Consider the following 18450-nt stretch of genomic DNA (forward strand, 5'->3'; position numbering starts at 1 on the left):
CGGATCCTCGTTTTTCATCGGGTTGCAACAACTACAGAACCGGCACGGAAGATGCCAGTCACAGCTTGGCGAGACGGAATGGCGCTGCCCGAGTGCCACGGCAAGACAGGATTGTATCATCATGACGCAGACCGCGTTTCTCAACCCCACCCGTGCCGCGGCGTCGACCCACACCGGCACGGTCGCCGGTGAACGCTTCCTGGTGCTCGATTCGTGGCGTGGCATCTGCGCGCTTCTGGTGGCGCTGTTTCACTTTCCGACCGCTTCGACGATTTCGCAAAGCGCCTTCATCGGTTCGTCCTACCTGTTCGTCGACTTCTTCTTCGTCCTTTCCGGCTTCGTCATCGCCAGCAGCTACGGCGATCGGCTGAACCAGCCGGAACAGGTCGCGCGCTTCGCCTTGGTCCGTTTCGGCCGCATCTACCCGCTGCACCTGCTCATGCTTGCCGCCTTTGCCGGCTTCGAGCTGCTGCGGCTGATGCTGCCGCAACTGCATGGAACCGGGGCTGCTCCCTTCACCGGCGGCTTCGATCTCAAGAGTTTGCTTGCCAATCTTCTCCTGCTCCAGGGTGTCGGTTTTGAAGATCAGCTGACCTGGAATGCGCCGAGCTGGAGCATTTCGGCCGAGTTCTTCGCCTATCTCTTGTTTGCCGGCGTGGTCTTCGTCGCCGGCGCGCGCGCCTGGATATGGTTCGTTGCCGCCGCCGTCACCGCACCGCTGTTCCTGCTCGGCTTCTCGACCCATCATATGGATGTGTCCTTCGATTTCGGCTTCATCCGCTGCCTGTATGGCTTCTCGCTCGGCGCCTTGCTGGCCTGGTTTCAGCATGATTCCATTGCAGGGGCGCGACAGGTCCTGGCCAGGAGTGGCCCGCGGATGGCCTGGACCCTTGCCGAGATCGTCATGGTGGCCGTCATCGTGCTTTTCGTCTCGCTGGCGGGCGACAATGATTTTGGCATCGCGGCCCCCCTGGTGTTCGCGCTGGCGCTGTTTCTGTTCGCCCATGAAGGCGGCTGGATCAGCGCCTTGCTGAGAGCCCCGTTCATGCTGACCCTCGGCGCGCTGTCCTACTCGATCTACATGGTCCACATTTTCGTCCAGGCGCGCATGATCAACGTCGCCGGGCTTGTCGAGCGCAAGCTCGGCCTCGGCCTGATCGGCGACTTCACGCTGCGCGGCCAGCCTGCCACCGGCTTCGGTGCCGGCTGGATGGGAGCGGTGGCGATCGCCGTCATGCTCGCCGCCACCATTGCCGCCTCCTGGATCACTTGGCGCCTCATTGAGATGCCGGCCATGGCGTGGTTCCGCCGGCTCTCGAAACGCATCTGAGGCACCTGCTGCGAGTATTCCGCTAGCCGGCTTCGTTCACCTCCCTGTCACGGGCGTCGCCTATCCGGGTGTCGATCCGGCAAGGAGCGATTCTCGATGCGGACCATCTGGCTGAGCCTTCTGCTTTACACGGCCCTGGCGGCGGCCTCTGGCCAAGCCTTGGCCGGCGAAACCCGCGCCAGACAGATCCTCGACCGCTTCGAGCACGCCAACCAGTGGCGCGACCACGTCATGGTGGCCGCGCATCGCGCCGGCAGCATGCAGGCCGGCAAGACGCTCTATGCGGAAAATTCGATCGCCGCCGTCGAAGGCTCGATCGCCATGGGCGCCGAAATCGTCGAGGTCGACATCAGGCGCTCGAAGGGCGGTGAGTTCGTCGTCATGCATGACAGCTGGCTCGACCGCACCACGACCTGCAAGGGCGAGGTGGTCAAATACACACTGGCCGAACTGAAGACCTGCAGGCTGGTGGTCGAAGGCACCGATGCGGTGACAGGTGAAACAGTCTCGACGTTGCGCGAGATGCTGATGGCGACCAGGGACAGGATCCTCATCAACCTCGACAACAAGCTCGACGTCGGCGACCTCTCGGGCATGATCGCGGTGGCTCGCGATCTCGGCATGGCCGAGCAGGTCATCGTCAAGGAGAATTTGTGGAACCAGAACCGGATCACCACGGTCAAGGCGGCAATGACCGCTATCGGCGGCGGCTTCCAGTTCATGCCGATCATCGCCGATGATGCGGTGCGTGATGCCGGCTTCGCCCGGACGGTCGACCATGCCTTTTCGCCGCGCGCGATCGAGCTCATCAACTGGCGGGCAGGCGCCGACACGCTGACCGAAGCCGGCGGGCCGCTGTTCAGCACGCGCATGCGCGCGGCCGCGGTGAGGGGCAACTGGCACATCTGGGCCGACACCTACGCCATCGCCAACAAACCGGGCGGCTTCCTGGCGGGCGGCCGCGGTGACGAACTGGCCGTACAGGCCAGCCTGCCGCGCGAAGCCTGGGGTTTCTGGGCCGATCGCGGCGCCACAATCATCCAGACCGACGAGCCGAAGGCGGCCATTGGCTGGCTGGCGGTGAACGGTTTTCGCGTGCCTTATGCGAACGAGGCGCGGCCCGTTGAGCCGGCGAATACGGCGAGTATCAATTAAGCGGCGGCTGCAGCAGCCAATCTCCCCCCTCGTGGGGGAGATGCCCACGAGGGGGGAGATTGGCTAGCCTCAGGCCGCCTTAGCCATCCCATCCAACTCCCCCAGCACATCGTCCGAAAGCTTGAGTTCGGCAGCAGCGAGGTTTTCCCGCAAATGTCCGACCGACGATGTGCCGGGAATCAGCAGGATGTTGGGCGCGCGGCGCAGCAGCCAGGCGAGCGCGACCTGCATCGGCGAGGCGCCGAGCCGCGCTGCGACGTCCGACAGGGTGGAGGATTGCAGAGGATTGAAGCCGCCGAGCGGGAAGAACGGCACATAGGCGATGCCGTCGCGGGCAAGGTCGTCGATCAGGGCGTCGTCGCCGCGATGGCAAGATTGTACTGGTTCTGCACGCAGACGATCTCGGCGATCCCGCGTCCTTGCGCGATCTGCGCCGGCGTCACGTTGCTCAGTCCTATGTGCCTGACCATGCCCTGTTGTTGAAGCTCGGCCAGGACGGCGAGCGGCGCTTCGATCGATCCCTCGGCGGGGCCATGGGTATCGAACATGATGCGCAGGTTGACGACGTCGAGCACATCGAGCCCAAGATTGCTTAGATTGTCGTGCACCGCCTGGGTCAGCGCCTCGGGAGAGAAAGCCGGCAGCCAGGAGCCATCGGGCCCGCGCCGCGCGCCGATCTTGGTGACGATGACGAGATCGTCAGGGTAGGGCGCCAGCGCTTCGCGGATCAAAAGGTTGGTGACGTGCGGACCGTAGAAGTCGCTGGTATCGATATGGTCGATCCCTTGCGCAACGGCCTCGCGCAGCACGGCCAATGCCGCGTCATGGTCCTTGGGCGGCCCGAACACGCCGGGTCCGGCGAGTTGCATGGCGCCGTAGCCGAGCCGCTTCACGGTATGGCTGCCAAGCTTGAAGGTGACGGGGGTGAAGGTGCCGGCCTGTTGAATATTGGACATGATTGATCTCCTTTGAGGAGGCAGAGATAGGCGCTGCCCAACCTTGTGATAATCCGGTACAATCCACACAGGCCGTGCGGAATGGCGAACAATGATGGACCTCAGCGATCTGAACGCCTTCGTGGCGGTGGCGCGCGCCGGCGGTTTTCGCGATGGCGCGCGTGCGAGCGGCGGCAGCGCCTCCGGCTTGAGTGAGGCGGTGCGTCGCCTGGAAGTGCAGCTCGGTGTCAGGCTGTTCAACCGCACGACGCGCAGCGTTGTCCCGACCGAGGCGGGCCTCAGCCTGCTGGAGCGGCTTGGCCCTGCGCTGTCGGAGGTGGAGGCGGCGCTGGACGTGGTGAACGGCTTTCGCGACAGGCCGGCGGGCTCGCTGCGTCTCAATGTGCCGGTCAGCGCCGCGCGGTTGATCTTGCCCGATATCGTGCCGGGTTTCCTCGCCGCCTATCCCGGCATCCGCCTGGAAGTGATCGCCGATGAGAACTTTGTCGATGTGCTGGCGGCCGGGTGTGACGCCGGCATCCGCTATGACGAGCGGCTGGAGCAGGACATGATCGCGGTGCCGATCGGACCGCGCGTGCAGCGCTTCGCCACCGCCGCCAGCCCTGCCTATCTTGCTCGCCATGGGCGACCGCAACACCCGAGCGACCTGCTTGGCCACTCTTGCGTGCGCGGGCGCTTTGCCAGCGGTGCGATGCTGCCCTGGGAGTTCGAGCGCGACGGTGAGGTGGTGCGGGTCGATCCGACAGGGCCGCTGATCGTGCGCATCGGCGGCGCGACCGATCTTGCCGTCGATACGGCCATCGCGGGCACCGGCATCATCGGCCTCTTCGAGGGCTGGCTTCGCCCTTACTTCGAAAGCGGCGCGCTTGAGCCCATTCTCGAACCGTGGTGGCCGAGTTTTCCCGGACCGTTCCTCTATTATCCCGGCCGGCGCCTGGTTCCGGCCCCGCTGCGGGCGTTCATCGACTATATCAAGGGCGGCAAGGCCTGACCTGTTTTGTGACGGCGCCATCAGCCCACCCGGCACTACGCGCCGACCTGCCCATCGAGGGGAGGTCGCGCCGCAGGCGCGGATGGGGTGACTGCCGAGCCGCAAACAAAAAGGCCGCCCGGAGGCGGCCTTTCGATGGTCTGAAGCTGCGGAGCGTTTAGCGCTTCGAGAACTGGAACGAACGACGGGCCTTCGCCTTGCCGTACTTCTTGCGCTCGACGACGCGGCTGTCGCGGGTCAGGAAGCCGCCCTTCTTGAGCACGGCGCGCAGCGTCGGCTCGTAGTAGGTCAGCGCCTTGGAGATACCGTGACGCACGGCGCCAGCCTGGCCGGAGAGACCGCCGCCGACGACGGTCGCGACGATGTCGTACTGCCCGGCGCGGTTGGAGGCGATGATCGGCTGGTTGAGGATCATCTGCAGGACCGGACGCGCGAAATAGGTCGCGAATTCCTTGTCGTTGACGATGATCTTGCCGGAACCCGGCTTCACCCAGACGCGCGCAATGGCGTTCTTGCGCTTGCCGGTGGCATAGGCGCGGCCCGACTTGTCGAGCTTCTGGACGTGGACGGGGGCCGCCGGCTGGGTATTGGTGTTGCCGGTGGCGGCGCCCAGTTCTGCGAGCGAGGAAAGCTCAGCCATCTTATGCGACCTTCTTGTTCTTGGCGTTCAGCTTGGCCACGTCGAGCACGACGGGCTGCTGGGCGACATGCGGATGCTCGGCACCTGCATAGACGCGCAGGTTCTTCATCTGGCGACGGCCGAGCGGGCCACGCGGGACCATGCGCTCAACGGCCTTCTCGACGACACGCTCGGGGAAACGACCCTCGAGCAGCTGGCGCGCGGTGCGCTCCTTGATGCCGCCTGGGTGGCCGGTGTGCCAGTAATAGACCTTGTCGGTGAACTTCTTGCCGGTGAACACCACCTTGTCGGCATTGATGACGATGACGTTGTCGCCGTCGTCGACATGCGGGGTGAAGGTCGGCTTGTGCTTGCCGCGAAGATGATTGGCGATGACAGTGGCCAGACGACCGACGACGAGACCTTCGGCGTCGATCAGGATCCACTTCTTCACCACATCCGCAGGCTTCTGCGAAAAGGTTGTCATGTTTTCTGCTCTCGGTTCTGACCTTCACGAGGGAAGGCGTTTCTTGTTGCTTGGATTGTCGGAAGGACGCTGCCCGCCGCCAATAACAAAACGGCGGCCTTTGCGGGCCGCTGCTTCGTGATGGGCTTATAGGCGAGGGTGTTTGTGGCGTCAAGGTGCACGAAACGGTCGATAGCAGGTAAAGTACTGCAAAAACAATAGTTTAGTTAAAAGGTATTATTTTACCACATCGCCATTTCGCTTTGGCGGGATCGAATAGGTGCCGGTGGCGTGCGCCACCGTGTGTCCGTCCGGGCCGGCGACGATGTCGATATCGAACACCATCAGGCTTTTTCCCAGCTTCAGGATGCGGCAATGGCCATCGATCGGTCCGGCCTCGGCCTTGCGCACGAAATTGATGTCGAGGTTGACGGTAACGGAAAGCGCATCCGGCCCGGCATGGCTGAGCACGCAGACGTAGCCGCCAATGTCGGCCAGCGTGAACAGCGAAGGGCCGGATACGGTGCCGCCCGGACGCAAGTGCCGCTCGCCGGCGTTGAGCCGCACGGTGCAGCCGCCGGGGAACACGTCGATCGCCTCGAAATATTTGAACTGCTCATTGAGCTGCGGATAGACGGTCTCCATCAGCGCATTGACTTGTTGCGCGGTCAGCACCGGCTTCAAATTGGTTTGGGCGGGCATGTCGGTCTCTCGTTTTTGGCCTACCTGTATGGGCGCGGCGCGGCATTTCTGACAATCTTCGTCCCCTGGTGCAAGCGATCGGTGTTGGACGAAATCTGATCCGGTATTAGATACTCTGGCAGCCCCAGCGGAATCGCGGAGACCTTATCCATGGCCGAAATCCTTGCCATCAAGCCTGCCGCCGTTGAGGGTCCGGTTGTTGCACGACTGGACAAGGGCGTGCTGCGCCTCACACTCGCCAATCCGCCCGCCAACGCGCTGTCGCTGGCGGTGATGGCGGCGCTGACGGCCGAACTCGAGCGCGCCAAGGCCGATAAGGCGGTTCGCGTGATCGTTTTGTCGGCAGCCGGCAAGGTGTTCTGCGCCGGCCATGATCTCAAGGAAATGACGGCGCGCCGCACTGACGCCGATCATGGCAAGGCCTTCTTCGCAGAGACGTTTGCCGCTTGTGCGACGCTGATGCAGGCCATCGTGCGCCATCCCGTGCCTGTCATCGTGGAAGTCGACGGCCTCGCCACCGCCGCCGGGCTGCAACTGGTCGCCAGCTGCGACTTGGCGATCGCTTCGCATGAGGCGACCTTCTGCACGCCGGGCGTCAACATCGGCCTGTTCTGCTCGACGCCGATGGTGGCGCTGTCGCGCAACGTCTCGCGCAAGCAGGCGATGGAGATGCTGTTGACCGGAGAGACGATCGATGCGGCGACCGCCAAGGAGTTCGGCCTGGTCAACCGCGTCGTGCCGCGCGAATATTTGAATCAGATCGTCACCAAATACGCGCAAACCATTGCTTCCAAATCATCTTTGGTGGTCAAGACCGGCAAGGAGGCGTTTTACGCGCAGGCCGAAATGGGGCTGGCGGACGCCTACGCCTATACCGGTCGGATCATGGTCGAAAACATGCTCGCGCGCGACGCCGAGGAAGGCATCGGCGCCTTCATCGGCAAGCGCAAGCCGGAATGGACGGACGAATAGGAGCAGCACCATGGAACCGCGTATCTCCATCATCACCATCGCCACGGACGATCTCGGCCGTGCGGTGCGCTTCTACGAGGCGATGGGCTTGAAGCGGCATGCCGGTATCACCGACGGTGTCGCCTTCTTCCAGATGGGCGGCGTCATTCTTGGCCTGTTCCCACGTGCCAGCGCAGAAGAGGATTCCGGCATTGCCTTCGCCGCGGCGCCATCGGCGGTCTACCTCGCCTACAACACCCGCTCCGACGCCGAAGTCGACGACGTGCTCGCCAGGGCGGAAAAAGCCGGCGGCCGCATCGTCAAGCCGGCCGGCCGGGCCTTTTGGGGCGGCTGGTACGGCTACTTCGCCGACGCCGACGGGCATGTCTGGGAAGTGGCGCACAATCCGGCCTTTCCGATCGCGGAAGACGGCACGATTTCGCTCCCCGGCTGATGGCCCATCGCAAGCAACTGACGCGGCTAAAGGCTCCCTATCTGAAGCGCTTCCTGCTTGACGCTGAGCGCGTGGCGGACTGGGAGAAATATCCCTGGAACCTGCCGCTGTTTCGCGGCCATGAGTTCGAGCTCGAATTCACCACGCCGATCACCATCATTGTCGGCGAGAACGGCACCGGCAAATCGACGCTGCTCGAGGCGATCGGCGCACTGGCCGGCTATGACGAAGCCGGAGGCGGCAAGGGCTACAGGCCGGTCGACCATGCCGGCGCCATCGACAAGAGTGGCGCAGCACTTGCAGACACTTTCCGCGGTCACTGGCTGCCGAAAGTCACTGCCGGCTGGTTCTTTCGTGCCGAATCCTTCTACTCCGTGGCCCGCTATCTCGATCAGGCAGCGCTGGAGTCTGGCGGGGCGCCGCCGGACTTCCTGTCCTGGTCGCATGGCGAGGGCTTTATCCGATTTTTCGAGGAGCGCTGCCGCAGGCAAGGCATCTACATCCTCGATGAACCCGAGAGCGCACTGTCCCCGACGCGCCAGATCGAACTGCTCAAGATGCTGCGGCGCATGGACCAGTCGGGCACCGCGCAAGTGATCATGGCGACGCATTCGCCGCTGCTGATGGCCTGTCCCGGCGCGCGGCTGTTCCGCATCAGCCGGTTCGGGCTGGAACCCGCCGACTTTCGCGACACGGACCACTTCCGCATGCTGCGCGATTTTAGCAATGACCCGGATGGCTTTCTCGACGAGGCGTTGTATGAGGACGAGGCATGATCCACGATAGCTACGACAACACCTACATCGCCGGCATCCTCAATTCGGTGAAGACCGTCGCCATGGTCGGCGCGTCCGCCAATGATGTGCGGCCAAGCTATTTCGTGCTGAAATATCTGCTGGCCAAGGGCTTTTCGGTGTTCCCGATCAATCCCGGCCAGGCCGGCAAGGAGATACTCGGTCGGATGACCTATGCCAGGCTCGCCGATATTCCGGAGCCGGTCGACATGGTCGACATTTTTCGCGCGCCGGCGGCAGTGCCCGGCATCGTCGACGAGGTGTTGCGGCTCGATCCCCTGCCGAAAGTCATCTGGATGCAGCTTGGCGTGCGCCATGACGAGGCCGCCGCACGCGCCGAGGCGGCGGGCATCAAGGTGGTGATGAACCGCTGCCCCAAGATCGAATATGGCAAGCTGTCCGGCGAGATCGGCTGGACCGGCGTCAATTCCGGCGTGCTGTCGTCGAAGAAGCCGCTGATGCGCTCTGGCTTCCAGAGTTTTGGCGTCCGCCAGAAATAGGCGAGGGGCGAAAGCGCAAAATTATTCCGGCAAACGCCGTATTTTCCTGCCGCTTGATAGAAGGTCCTGCACGGAAGGGTATTTTCTTCTTTGCATTCGAGGCCGGGCTTCGCCAAGAATGCCCGGCGAATTTCAGAAGGTTTTTCAGGGAGGTTTTCAGTGACCCGCACGCCAGGTTTCAACACGCTCGCCGTCCATGCCGGCGCCAAGCCCGACCCGGCGACCGGCGCTCGCGCCACGCCGATCTACCAGACGACCTCCTTCGTCTTCGACGATGCCGACCATGCCGCCTCACTGTTCGGACTGAAGGCTTTCGGCAACATCTATACCCGCATCATGAACCCCACCCAGGCGGTGCTGGAAGAGCGCATGGCGGCCCTCGAAGGCGGCACGGCGGCTCTTGCGGTCGCCTCCGGCCATGCCGCGCAGGTGATCGTGTTCCACAATCTGATGCAGCCTGGCGACAATTTTGTTGCCGCCAACAAGCTCTATGGCGGTTCGATCAACCAGTTCGGCCATGCCTTCAAGAATTACGGCTGGGAGGTGCGCTGGGCCGACACCAACGACATCTCGACCTTCGAAAGCCAGATCGACGACAGGACCAAGGCTCTCTTCATCGAGAGCCTGGCCAATCCGGGCGGCACCTTCGTCGATATCGAGAAGATCGGCGACATCGCACGCAAGCACGGCCTGCCGTTGATCGTCGACAACACGCTGGCCTCGCCCTACCTGATCCGGCCGATCGAGCATGGTGCCGACATCGTCGTCCATTCGCTGACCAAATTCATCGGCGGTCACGGCAATTCGATCGGCGGCGCCATCGTCGATGGCGGCACCTTCGATTGGTCGAAGTCGGGCAAATATCCGATGCTGTCGGAACCGCGCCCCGAATATGGCGGCCTCGTCCTGCACGAAACCTTCGGCAATTTCGCTTTCGCCATTGCCGCGCGTGTGCTCGGCCTGCGCGATCTCGGCCCGGCGATCTCGCCGTTCAATGCCTTCCTCATCCTGACCGGCCTGGAAACCTTGCCGCTGCGCATGCAGCGCCACTGCGACAATGCCGTCACCGTTGCTGCCTGGTTGTCCAACCATCCCAAGGTCGCGTCGGTGAACTACCCCGGCCTGCCGACCGACAAGAACAACGCGCTGCAGAAGAAGTACTCACCGCTTGGCGCCGGCGCCGTGTTCACCTTCGCTCTCAAGGGCGGCTATGACGCCGGCGTGAAATTCGTCGAGGCGCTCGAACTGTTCTCGCACCTCGCCAATGTCGGCGACACCAAGTCGCTGGTCATCCATCCGGCGTCGACCACGCACCGCCAGCTTTCCGACGAGCAGAAGGTCAAGGCCGGCGCAGGACCGGACACGGTGCGGCTTTCGATCGGCATCGAGGACGTCAACGACATCGTCGCCGACCTCGAACAGGCGCTTGCCAAGGTCTGACCGATCATGAGCGAGTCAAAATTTCTTGCCATCGGCGTCGACACTGTCGACGCCGAACAGGGCGCGCCGGCGCCGGACCGGCTGATCTCGGGCGATCCCGAATTCCGCACCTGGAATGTCGAGGAGCGCGACGGCGGCCTTTACGCCGGCATCTGGGAATCGACCCCGGGCAAATGGCGCATCGTCTATGACGAGTGGGAGTTCTGCCACATCCTGTCTGGCGTTTCGGTGATCGCGGAAGAAGGCGGGCAGGCACGCACCGTCAAGGCTGGCGACAGCTTCGTGCTCAGGCCCGGCTTCAAAGGCAGCTGGGAAGTGCTTGAAACGACTCGCAAGGAGTACGTGATCAAGCTTTGATCTCGCGTCGCCATGATGCTCGCGATCGGAAGGGACAGACCGCTGTCCTGCCGAGCTATTTCAGAGGCAGAAAGAGTTCAACGACCACTTCGCGTAGCGGTCCCTCCGGGAAGTGGGACAGATGTCGTTGGCAATAGATCGGAAAGTCGCGTGCTTCCTCGCCGCTGGCCGGAAGCCATTCACGATAAAGGTAAAGTGCTGCGGGTTCGAGATTGTTGGTATTGCCGGGATAGCGCAGCACCGCGCAGCGACCGCCGGGAATCACGCCAGCCTTCATCTGCGCGTCATTCGCCTCGATCGGCCGGTCGGTCCCGGCACAAATGTCCATGCTGTAGTCAGCCGGGACCGCGGGCTCCCTTTCGGAACGGAAGATGTTGAAGGTCGGGCTTGTCTCGGGCGACAAGCCCGCCGCCTTACGCCAGGCGATGAACCGCTGGATGGTGTCCTGGAGCGTCGCCCGGTCTCCGCGGTGCTCCATGATCGCCACCGGCGTCGGGGGCACATCGCGGATCGTCACGTCATCGTGTTCAAAGATTATCTGCATGAGCGTATTCCTTGCTTTTTCGAGGGGCCCGAAGGCCATGAGCCACGACCCCCAGTCGGGAGATTTCCGGAACGACGAGGGCGATTGCCCGAACCGCTGCCGAAAGGCGCGGGCGAAGGCATCCGGCGCGTCGTAACCGGCATCCATGGCTATGTCGGTGACGCTTTGGGCGTCACTTTCGGCAAGTCTGTACGAAGCACGCTTCATGCGGGCGAGCTGGACATAGCGATGCACGGACACCCCGAAGGTGGACGTGAACTGCCGGTGGAAATGGTATTTCGAGAACGCAGCGACACCGCTCAACGCCCCCAGCCCCAGATCGTCATCCAGATGCTGGTCTATATGGTCTAGCACCCGCTGCATTCGGGCTTGGTAGTTTTCAAGTGCGGCCTTCAACGTCTCTTTCTCCGTGACGACACCAGTTAGGCCTTTCCGGATATATCGCGCTCGACCGATCTTGCGATTTGGCATGGATCAACAGGGGCTGCTAGCAACGGCCTTCAGGCTCCCTGGCGAGGATTGAGCCAAAGCTGGTACTGCCTGGATATGACTATTTCGCTGGAAACTGGCTGAGGCAGGCTTCCGACGCCTTGTCATGGAAGGTCAGGACGTCGGCGTCCTGTGCCTCGATGTCGGCATCGGAGATCTCGTCGCGATAATACTCCGACAGGAGATCCAGCCCCTCCTGGCTGATGCCCTGTGTCGGCATCTCGCGGGCAAGGCAGCCGCACAAGGTGAGCGCACGGTCCGGTGATCCGATTTTGTGGTTGGTGAGGATGAAATCCTGCGCCGGACAGGCATCGAGAAAGCCGTCGAAATTCAGCTTCTGCTGCGGCTGGTCGCCATGATTGAAATAGGCCGGCGGCCATTGGCTCTTGCCGCTGGCGACATCGCAGCCGGTGCCGACATCCTTGGCGTTGTTCTGGACGGCCAGCAACGCCATCCACTTTTCACCGGTCGGATATTCGAAGTTTTCCGCCATCGAGGCAGTGTACATGTCGAGATCGGCCTGACTGAAGCTGGTTACCTGAAAGCGGTTGAACTGGCATTGGCATTCGGCGCTCACGCGTTCCGCTTCGCCCTCCGCCGGTTGCTCGTTGGATTTGCTTTTCCGGCAGGCCACCAGGAAGGTTGAGCCATCGAGCGATGTGGCGGGAAAGGTGGAGGCGTCGACATAGCGCTTGCCGTCCCAGCCGATCATCGTCTGGTCGGACTGCATATCGAGAAAACCGTTCCGTTTGAAGGCGCTGAGCCCGATCTTGTCCTGCGGCGCCAGCCTCGCCTCCGGAATGTCGCCGAGGACCTCGTGGTAGCTGTCGCCTTCAAGGACAAACAAGAAGTTACCGCAGTTGACGCCATCACAGCTGGGCGCATAGCGATAGGCGAAAATCTCCGGAAAACCATCGAGATTGAGGTCTACCTCGACGGCAAAGGATGTCGGCGGCAGGTCCTTCGACCCCGTCCGCGGCTCCAGCAGAACCGTCGCCATTTTCTGGGCGATGGCCATGCTGTTTTGCCATGGGATGTTTTCCGGCTGCTGCTGGGCGGCCGCGATCTCAGGGAATGCGCATGCCAGCGCCAGGGCGAACACTGTCGCCCGTATCGAAAACTGTCTCATATCGCAGCCCCAGGCCCAGCGATCGTCAAAAGCCGACGGCGAGCGTTTCCAGCCCATGGAAGTGGTAAGTGTCGCGGAAGCTTGGGCTTTCGGCAAGATGCAGCTTCGGATGCCGTTCGAACAAGGTTTTCAGCGACACCTGCAATTCGAGCCGGGCGAGCGGCGCGCCGATGCAGAAATGGATACCGGCGCCGAAGGAGACGTTCTTCTGGTCGGCACGGTCGGGCCGGAAAGCGAGGGGATCGGCGAAGGCGCGCGGGTCATGATTGGCCATGCCAAGCAGCAGCCCGATCGTCTGCCCCGGCTGCACGACGATGCCGGGCGAGACTTCGATCTCCTGATAGGCGTAGCGCGTGAACATGTGCAGCGGCGCGTCGAACCGCAGGCATTCCTCGACCGTTGCCGCGGTCGTCTCGGGCGAGCCGAAGAAGCGGCTGACATCGCCCCCTTGCGCAAGGATCGAGCGGACGGCATTGCCGGTCTGGTGCACGGTCGCTTCATGGCCGGCATTGAGCAGCAGGATCGCCGAGGACACCATCTCGTCCTCCGACAGCTTTTGGCCATCCTCCTGCGCCGAGATCAGCAGCGACAAAAGGTCGTCGCCGGGATTCCTGCGTCGTTCGGTGACGTAGCCACGGAGGAAATCCGCAAATTCGCGCGCGGCGCGGTTGGCCGTCTCTTCGATTTCGCGGGTGCGGCCATGCATATACATGGCAACCATCTGGTGCGACCAGTCGAGCAGTTGCGGCCCCATTTCGACCGGCACGCCGAGCATTTCGGCAATGATGGTGATCGGCAAGGGCGCCGCGAAAGCAGGCAACAGGTCGACCGTCTTGCCTGGTTCGAAACGGTCGATCAGGTCGTTGGCCAAGGCCTCGACACGCGGCCGCAGCCTTTCGACCTGGCGCGAGACGAAGGCGCGGTTGACCAGTGTTCTCAGACGCGTGTGCACCGGCGGCTCCAGTTCCAGCATCGAATTGGCTTCGAGCCCGTCGAAGGCCCTGAGATGGCTGCGGTCCTGTCCAATGCCGCGGCTGTCTGGAATGCCGGCCGGGTTCTGGCGGCCGAAGCGGCGGTCGCGCAGCAGGCGGTTGACGTCGTCGAAGCCGCCAAAGCACCAGAAACCGAACTCCTCCCAGAAGAAGGCATTCGATGCGCCGTGCAGAAGGGCATAGGCTTCATAAGGGTTTTGAAAAAAGTCCGGCTCGTGCGGGTCCAACCGCAGGCGGCGAGTGGCTGTATCAAAGGCCAGGGTGGGTGGCGTCAATTTGCTCATGCCAGACCAATAGCGCGGCTTGCCAGCCTGGTTCCAGACCCTATGTTGGCGCCGCAATCCAATGCGTTGAGCCAGCCGACCGGCTGCGGAAAGTCTGATTTGATGAATGTGATCGTTGTCGGCGCGGGCATTGCCGGTCTCTCCATGGCGTGGTCGCTGGTCAAGGCCGGCCACAGCGTGTCAATCGTGGAACAGGGGCCGATCCCCAACCCGCTGGCTGCGTCGGGCGACCACCATCGCATCATCCGCCGCGCCTACCGCGCCGGGACCGGCTATGGCCGGCTGATCACCGAAGCCTACCAGGCCTGGGACGAGATGTGGGCCGATCTCGGCGAAAGCCATCTTGATGCGAGCGGATTTGTCTGCGTTTCGCGCGAACCGGGCGACGAGGCCGAGGAATATCGCGAGGGCCTGGAAGAAGGCAATTTTCGTTTCGAATTGCTGGAGCCGGACGCAGCCGTGGAACGCTGGCCGTTTCTTGAAGTCGGCTCTTTCCGCTATGCCTATTTCTCGACCGAAGGCGGCGCCCTGCATTGCCGCAAGATAGCCTCCGGCGTGGCAAACTGGCTGCGCGCCAACGGCGCCAATGTCTACGAAAATAGCAAGGTCGTCGAAGTCGACGCGGAAGCCGGCCATATCGTGCTCGAAAGCGGCGAGACCATGCAGGCCGACCGTATCGTCGTCGCCGCCGGCGCCTGGGTGCTGAAACTGTTTCCGGAACTGGACGGCGAATTGAAGACCTATCGAACCGCACTCGCCTATGTAGAACCGCCGGCCGACCTGAAGGCCGCCTGGCAGGCTGCGCCGGTCGTGCTCGATGTCGGCGGTGCTGTCGATGGCTACGTGATCCCGCCTTCGGGCGGCGCCGGCATGAAATTCGGGTCCGGGCTGCACAGGGTGCCGACCAGCGACGCCGATTGGAACCGCCAGCCGGTGGCAGGCGAGGGCGAGGCGATTCGCAACCTGTTCTCGCCGCCAATCGCCCGGATCGAGGAATACAGGGTGACCGAGGTGGTCACCTGCGCCTACACCTTCACCGAAGATGAGAAGTTCTTCGCTCACGAGCAAGGAAAATGCCTGATCGTCTCGGCCTGCTCCGGCCATGGCTACAAGTTCGGCGCCGCCGTCGGTCGGCGCGTTGCGGCGGCGGTGGGCGACGGCGATATCGCCGGCCTGAAGACATGGCTGCGGGCGGAAGTGGCCTGAACGCCGCCAGGTTGAAGACTCACTCAGCGATTGATTTCGTGTGCGGCGGCAATGACTTCGGACACAATCGCCTGCACGTCATCTGGGGTCGTTCGGTGATTGACGAAACACGCGCGCAGCGCGAAATGGCCGTTGATCGTCGCATTCGACAGATACACCCGGCCGCGCGCGATCACGCGGCGCAGGATCGCTTCATTGTCCTTTGAGCGGTGGCGGAAACAGACTGCGCTTAGCGATACGGGCGCAAGCTGTTCCAACTCCGGCTGCGACGCGATTGCCTGCGCCAACATCTGGGCATGGTGGAGATCGCGGGCGATGGCTTCGCGATAGGCGCGGCGTCCGTGATACTGCAGCGACATCCAGAGCTTCAGCGCACGGAAGCGTCGAGAGAGTTCGATCGACTCCTCAAAGAACGCAAATGCTTCCGTAGGGTCATCGCTCAGTATCCTGACGTAGTCGTCGCTGTGCGAAAAAGTCTTTCGCGCAATGTCCGGGTGACGATAGAGCAGGCAGCCGCAATCGAGTGGCTGATAGAGCCATTTGTGCGCATCCAGTGACAGCGAGTCCGCCGAAGACAACCCTTGAAACTTTTCCGGCGCCGCAAGAGCCGCCAGCCCCCCGTAGGCACCGTCGACGTGCATCCACAGCGCCTCCCTCCGGGCGATGTCTGCAATCTCGGGAAGGGGATCGATCGCACCGGAGATGATGGTGCCGACCGTGGCCACGATGGCGATTGGCATGTTTCCGGCCTCGCGGTCGACGGCGATAGCCGCCTGGAGGGCATCCGTCCGCATCCTGAATTTGTCGTCGACAGGGATCAAACGGAGATTTTTTCTACCGGTCCCCAACAGCGCGACGGCCTTTGGAATGGACATGTGCACTTGCTCGGAAGCATAGATCACGCAGGGCCGCACGCCTGTTTCGTTGGCTGGCAGCTTCGCTTCCCGCGCCATCGCCAGGGCCATGAGGTTCGCCGTCGAGCCGCCGCCGCACAGGCTGCCTGTAAATCCGGGGCAACCGACAGCCTCCGCCAACCACCCGACCACGGCGCGTTCGATCGATGTCGCAGCCGGAGCCGACCGCCACGACGTCACATTCTGATTGAGCACCGCAGCCAGCAGCTCCCCCAGCGCGCCGACCGGTTCGCCGGAGCCGACGACATAACCGAAGAATCTGCCGGTTGAAGGCCGCACATGCTCCGCGATCGACTTGAAATCCTGCAAGACTTCCCGTCCGCGGCCGCTCTCCTGCCAAGGCCGCGAGAACAGTTCGGTCGTCTGTTTGCCGCTGGTCGTGGGATACGTCCGACGTTCCTCGAGGGAGGCCCAGTAACCTTTGGCAAGCGCCAAGGCTTCTTCGGCAAGGTCTGACAATTCCTGATTGGAAATTTCCAGGTCGCGCATGCCCTCAGCCCTACGGAGATCCGCTGCGACGCAGGTTACGCTATGCTCGCTAATCCTGGCAATGCCTGGGAATATGCACCCGCCGCCAGCCCGATGAACCTTCGCGAACCAGCACGCGGCGCGCGACGGTCTGGTAGGAGGCGGGAACATCGATGACGCGCCTTTGCTCGGGCTGCACCAGCACCTCCTGGGCGATCCTGTCGTACTGTGCGGGGATGACCACGCGCCGCATGCGTTCGGGCTGGATCACCACGGTTTTGGCAACACGTTCGTAGCGCGCCTTGTGCCATACCTTGCACAGCACCTTGCGGCCACGGATGACGCGCCATTCCCAGGAATAGCCGCCGCCATCGATCCGGACCGTGCGGTAGACGGTGCGGGTGACGGCCGGCACGATCTGGTAGGTCACTTGCGCCGGAACGGTCATCACGACGCGCTCGCGCGTGCCATAGATAGGGGCGATATAGTCGACCTGCTGGCCGGGCGGACTGATCATCACGTCTTCATAGACCGTGTCGTAGACGGCCGGACTGCGGACCGGTTCATAGCATTCGACGGCCCGGCCGCCGGCCGCCGTCTGCGAAATCGTGCCGAGCATGGTCAGCCCGGCGATGGTGAAGCATGCGGTTTTCCCGGGCATGACACTCCCCCTGTTGAACTCTACGCATAAGTTCAACGTTGAATTGTAGAGGAAGCCGTTTCGGAGAAAAGCGGTTTCGGCGCATTTCGTTAAGTGACGCGGTTAAGAAACTGCTACCTTGCGAGACCGGCCATGCGGCTCCAGACCCGCGGAAGCATCCGTCGGCCCGAATCCTCGGTCAGAAAGCTTGATTCGACTTACCCAGATGGCTAGGAGGGGTCGGCCTTGCACAAGGATGAGCCGGCATCCTATTTACGGAATAACGATCCAGAACCGATTCTGCCCGATCCGCCAGCATTCCCGGCGCCGGAATCCCACCGCGAGATAAGAGACAACTGATGAAGAACCCCGTCGAAACCTACATGAACCTCGTTCCGATGGTGGTCGAACAGACCAATCGCGGCGAGCGGGCCTACGACATTTTCTCGCGTCTCCTCAAGGAGCGCATCATTTTCATCACCGGTCCGGTCGAGGACGGCATGGCGACGCTGGTCTGCGCGCAGCTTTTGTTCCTCGAAGCCGAGAATCCGAAGAAGGAAATCAACCTCTACATCAATTCGCCGGGCGGCGTCGTCACCTCCGGCATGGCGATCTACGACACCATGCAGTTCATCAAGCCGGCCGTGTCGACGCTCTGCATCGGCCAGGCGGCTTCGATGGGTTCGCTGCTCCTGACCGCCGGCCACAAGGATATGCGCTTTGCCACGCCGAACGCCCGCATCATGGTTCACCAGCCTTCCGGCGGCTTCCAGGGCCAGGCGTCCGACATCGAGCGCCATGCCCTGGATATCATCAAGCTGAAGCGTCGCCTCAACGAGGTCTACGTCAAGCACACCGGCAAGAGCTACGAAGAGATCGAGAAGACGCTCGACCGCGACCATTTCATGACCGCTGACGAAGCCAGGGATTTCGGCCTCATCGACAAGGTCATTTCGTCGCGCGAGCCGCCTGAAGGCGCTGTGGCATAAGGGCTTATTGGCAGTTGGATGGCGGCATCACGCGCTTTTGGTGTGTCTTGCGGCATTTCGGCCACAATTGGCTGTTCCCT

19 protein-coding genes and 1 pseudogene are annotated in these 18450 nt (G+C 62.7%); 11 read left to right on the plus strand and 9 right to left on the minus strand.

Annotated elements, in window-relative coordinates; all coding sequences use genetic code 11:
• The first annotated feature begins 121 nt into the window (after window positions 1–121).
• Window positions 122–1330 carry an acyltransferase family protein gene (locus NKH52_RS08180; protein WP_352729416.1) on the plus strand — a complete coding sequence of 403 codons (1209 nt, stop codon included), beginning with the start codon at window positions 122–124 and terminating at the stop codon, window positions 1328–1330.
• Between the two features lie 96 nt (window positions 1331–1426).
• Complete coding sequence (locus NKH52_RS08185; protein ID WP_352729418.1) at window positions 1427–2485, plus strand: glycerophosphodiester phosphodiesterase family protein; 1059 nt, start codon at window positions 1427–1429, stop codon at window positions 2483–2485.
• 69 nt (window positions 2486–2554) lie between these two features.
• Here the strand turns inward: NKH52_RS08185 and NKH52_RS08190 are convergent.
• Window positions 2555–3441 (minus strand): annotated as a pseudogene (locus NKH52_RS08190) (aldo/keto reductase family oxidoreductase).
• Window positions 3442–3532: 91 nt separating this feature from the next.
• Here NKH52_RS08190 and NKH52_RS08195 point away from each other — a divergent pair.
• Window positions 3533–4432, plus strand: coding sequence for a LysR family transcriptional regulator (locus NKH52_RS08195; protein WP_023810271.1), 900 nt, complete (start codon window positions 3533–3535; stop codon window positions 4430–4432).
• A 157-nt stretch (window positions 4433–4589) separates the two neighbouring features.
• Here the strand turns inward: NKH52_RS08195 and rpsI are convergent, their stop codons facing one another.
• The 3 genes from rpsI to NKH52_RS08210 form a co-directional block, all read right to left on the minus strand.
• On the minus strand, window positions 4590–5072 hold the full coding sequence (rpsI, locus tag NKH52_RS08200; RefSeq protein ID WP_023810272.1) for a 30S ribosomal protein S9: 483 nt from the start codon (window positions 5070–5072) through the stop codon (window positions 4590–4592).
• 1 nt (window position 5073) lies between these two features.
• Window positions 5074–5538 carry a 50S ribosomal protein L13 gene (gene rplM / locus NKH52_RS08205; protein WP_013532205.1) on the minus strand — a complete coding sequence of 155 codons (465 nt, stop codon included), beginning with the start codon at window positions 5536–5538 and terminating at the stop codon, window positions 5074–5076.
• A gap of 216 nt (window positions 5539–5754) precedes the next feature.
• Window positions 5755–6219: a PaaI family thioesterase gene (locus tag NKH52_RS08210; RefSeq protein WP_027162402.1), complete on the minus strand. Its 465-nt coding sequence runs from the start codon at window positions 6217–6219 to the stop codon at window positions 5755–5757.
• 150 nt (window positions 6220–6369) lie between these two features.
• On the opposite strand from NKH52_RS08210, the gene NKH52_RS08215 reads away from it, so the two are divergent.
• The 6 genes from NKH52_RS08215 to NKH52_RS08240 all read left to right on the plus strand — a co-directional run bounded on the left by NKH52_RS08215 (window position 6370) and on the right by NKH52_RS08240 (window position 10715).
• Window positions 6370–7191 (plus strand): enoyl-CoA hydratase, encoded by an 822-nt coding sequence (locus NKH52_RS08215; RefSeq protein ID WP_352729420.1) that lies wholly within the window; start codon window positions 6370–6372, stop codon window positions 7189–7191.
• 10 nt (window positions 7192–7201) lie between these two features.
• Entirely contained in the window at window positions 7202–7624 is a 423-nt protein-coding gene (locus NKH52_RS08220) for a VOC family protein (RefSeq protein WP_352729422.1), read from the plus strand.
• A complete protein-coding gene (locus NKH52_RS08225; RefSeq protein WP_352729424.1) occupies window positions 7624–8400 on the plus strand; it encodes an AAA family ATPase in 777 nt (258 codons plus the stop codon). Before NKH52_RS08220 ends, NKH52_RS08225 begins: the two co-directional genes overlap by 1 nt.
• Window positions 8397–8918 carry a CoA-binding protein gene (locus NKH52_RS08230; protein WP_023810278.1) on the plus strand — a complete coding sequence of 174 codons (522 nt, stop codon included), beginning with the start codon at window positions 8397–8399 and terminating at the stop codon, window positions 8916–8918. Before NKH52_RS08225 ends, NKH52_RS08230 begins: the two co-directional genes overlap by 4 nt.
• Before the next feature lie 159 nt (window positions 8919–9077).
• A complete protein-coding gene (locus NKH52_RS08235; RefSeq protein ID WP_352729426.1) occupies window positions 9078–10358 on the plus strand; it encodes an O-acetylhomoserine aminocarboxypropyltransferase in 1281 nt (426 codons plus the stop codon).
• Window positions 10359–10364: 6 nt separating this feature from the next.
• A complete protein-coding gene (locus NKH52_RS08240) occupies window positions 10365–10715 on the plus strand; it encodes a cupin domain-containing protein (protein WP_352729428.1) in 351 nt (116 codons plus the stop codon).
• Between the two features lie 55 nt (window positions 10716–10770).
• On the opposite strand, the gene NKH52_RS08245 is transcribed toward NKH52_RS08240, so the two are convergent.
• From NKH52_RS08245 to NKH52_RS08255, 3 genes are all read right to left on the minus strand, one after another.
• Window positions 10771–11655 carry an AraC family transcriptional regulator gene (locus NKH52_RS08245; protein WP_352729429.1) on the minus strand — a complete coding sequence of 295 codons (885 nt, stop codon included), beginning with the start codon at window positions 11653–11655 and terminating at the stop codon, window positions 10771–10773.
• A gap of 154 nt (window positions 11656–11809) precedes the next feature.
• Entirely contained in the window at window positions 11810–12877 is a 1068-nt protein-coding gene (locus NKH52_RS08250; protein WP_352729431.1) for a hypothetical protein, read from the minus strand.
• 25 nt (window positions 12878–12902) lie between these two features.
• Window positions 12903–14153, minus strand: coding sequence for a cytochrome P450 (locus tag NKH52_RS08255; protein WP_352729433.1), 1251 nt, complete (start codon window positions 14151–14153; stop codon window positions 12903–12905).
• Between the two features lie 102 nt (window positions 14154–14255).
• Between NKH52_RS08255 and NKH52_RS08260 the strand changes: the two genes are divergently transcribed.
• Window positions 14256–15359: an NAD(P)/FAD-dependent oxidoreductase gene (locus NKH52_RS08260; RefSeq protein WP_352729435.1), complete on the plus strand. Its 1104-nt coding sequence runs from the start codon at window positions 14256–14258 to the stop codon at window positions 15357–15359.
• Between the two features lie 23 nt (window positions 15360–15382).
• Here the strand turns inward: NKH52_RS08260 and NKH52_RS08265 are convergent, their stop codons facing one another.
• Together NKH52_RS08265 and NKH52_RS08270 are read right to left on the minus strand one after the other, a co-directional pair.
• Window positions 15383–16762 carry a pyridoxal phosphate-dependent decarboxylase family protein gene (locus NKH52_RS08265; protein ID WP_352729437.1) on the minus strand — a complete coding sequence of 460 codons (1380 nt, stop codon included), beginning with the start codon at window positions 16760–16762 and terminating at the stop codon, window positions 15383–15385.
• A 49-nt stretch (window positions 16763–16811) separates the two neighbouring features.
• Window positions 16812–17402 carry a hypothetical protein gene (locus NKH52_RS08270; protein ID WP_352729439.1) on the minus strand — a complete coding sequence of 197 codons (591 nt, stop codon included), beginning with the start codon at window positions 17400–17402 and terminating at the stop codon, window positions 16812–16814.
• A 338-nt stretch (window positions 17403–17740) separates the two neighbouring features.
• Here NKH52_RS08270 and NKH52_RS08275 point away from each other — a divergent pair, with 338 nt between their 5' ends.
• Entirely contained in the window at window positions 17741–18370 is a 630-nt protein-coding gene (locus tag NKH52_RS08275) for an ATP-dependent Clp protease proteolytic subunit (protein ID WP_023810285.1), read from the plus strand.
• Window positions 18371–18450 lie beyond the last annotated feature (80 nt).

The organism is Mesorhizobium sp. M1066 (assembly GCF_040318635.1).
Taxonomy (GTDB): Bacteria; Pseudomonadota; Alphaproteobacteria; order Rhizobiales; family Rhizobiaceae; genus Mesorhizobium.

Excerpts from the sequence above, each read along its gene's own strand:
- NKH52_RS08240 (WP_352729428.1), top strand. The coding sequence starts at position 10,365 with ATGAGCGAGTCAAAATTTCTTGCCATCGGCGTCGACACTGTCGACGCC.
- NKH52_RS08230 (WP_023810278.1), top strand. The coding sequence starts at position 8,397 with ATGATCCACGATAGCTACGACAACACCTACATCGCCGGCATCCTCAAT.
- NKH52_RS08225 (WP_352729424.1), top strand. The coding sequence starts at position 7,624 with ATGGCCCATCGCAAGCAACTGACGCGGCTAAAGGCTCCCTATCTGAAG.
- NKH52_RS08210 (WP_027162402.1), bottom strand. The coding sequence starts at position 6,219 with ATGCCCGCCCAAACCAATTTGAAGCCGGTGCTGACCGCGCAACAAGTC.
- NKH52_RS08255 (WP_352729433.1), bottom strand. The coding sequence starts at position 14,153 with ATGAGCAAATTGACGCCACCCACCCTGGCCTTTGATACAGCCACTCGC.
- NKH52_RS08265 (WP_352729437.1), bottom strand. The coding sequence starts at position 16,762 with ATGCGCGACCTGGAAATTTCCAATCAGGAATTGTCAGACCTTGCCGAA.
- NKH52_RS08180 (WP_352729416.1), top strand. The coding sequence starts at position 122 with ATGACGCAGACCGCGTTTCTCAACCCCACCCGTGCCGCGGCGTCGACC.
- NKH52_RS08195 (WP_023810271.1), top strand. The coding sequence starts at position 3,533 with ATGATGGACCTCAGCGATCTGAACGCCTTCGTGGCGGTGGCGCGCGCC.
- NKH52_RS08215 (WP_352729420.1), top strand. The coding sequence starts at position 6,370 with ATGGCCGAAATCCTTGCCATCAAGCCTGCCGCCGTTGAGGGTCCGGTT.
- NKH52_RS08260 (WP_352729435.1), top strand. The coding sequence starts at position 14,256 with ATGAATGTGATCGTTGTCGGCGCGGGCATTGCCGGTCTCTCCATGGCG.
- NKH52_RS08185 (WP_352729418.1), top strand. The coding sequence starts at position 1,427 with ATGCGGACCATCTGGCTGAGCCTTCTGCTTTACACGGCCCTGGCGGCG.
- rpsI (WP_023810272.1), bottom strand. The coding sequence starts at position 5,072 with ATGGCTGAGCTTTCCTCGCTCGCAGAACTGGGCGCCGCCACCGGCAAC.
- rplM (WP_013532205.1), bottom strand. The coding sequence starts at position 5,538 with ATGACAACCTTTTCGCAGAAGCCTGCGGATGTGGTGAAGAAGTGGATC.
- NKH52_RS08270 (WP_352729439.1), bottom strand. The coding sequence starts at position 17,402 with ATGCCCGGGAAAACCGCATGCTTCACCATCGCCGGGCTGACCATGCTC.
- NKH52_RS08250 (WP_352729431.1), bottom strand. The coding sequence starts at position 12,877 with ATGAGACAGTTTTCGATACGGGCGACAGTGTTCGCCCTGGCGCTGGCA.
- NKH52_RS08275 (WP_023810285.1), top strand. The coding sequence starts at position 17,741 with ATGAAGAACCCCGTCGAAACCTACATGAACCTCGTTCCGATGGTGGTC.
- NKH52_RS08220 (WP_352729422.1), top strand. The coding sequence starts at position 7,202 with ATGGAACCGCGTATCTCCATCATCACCATCGCCACGGACGATCTCGGC.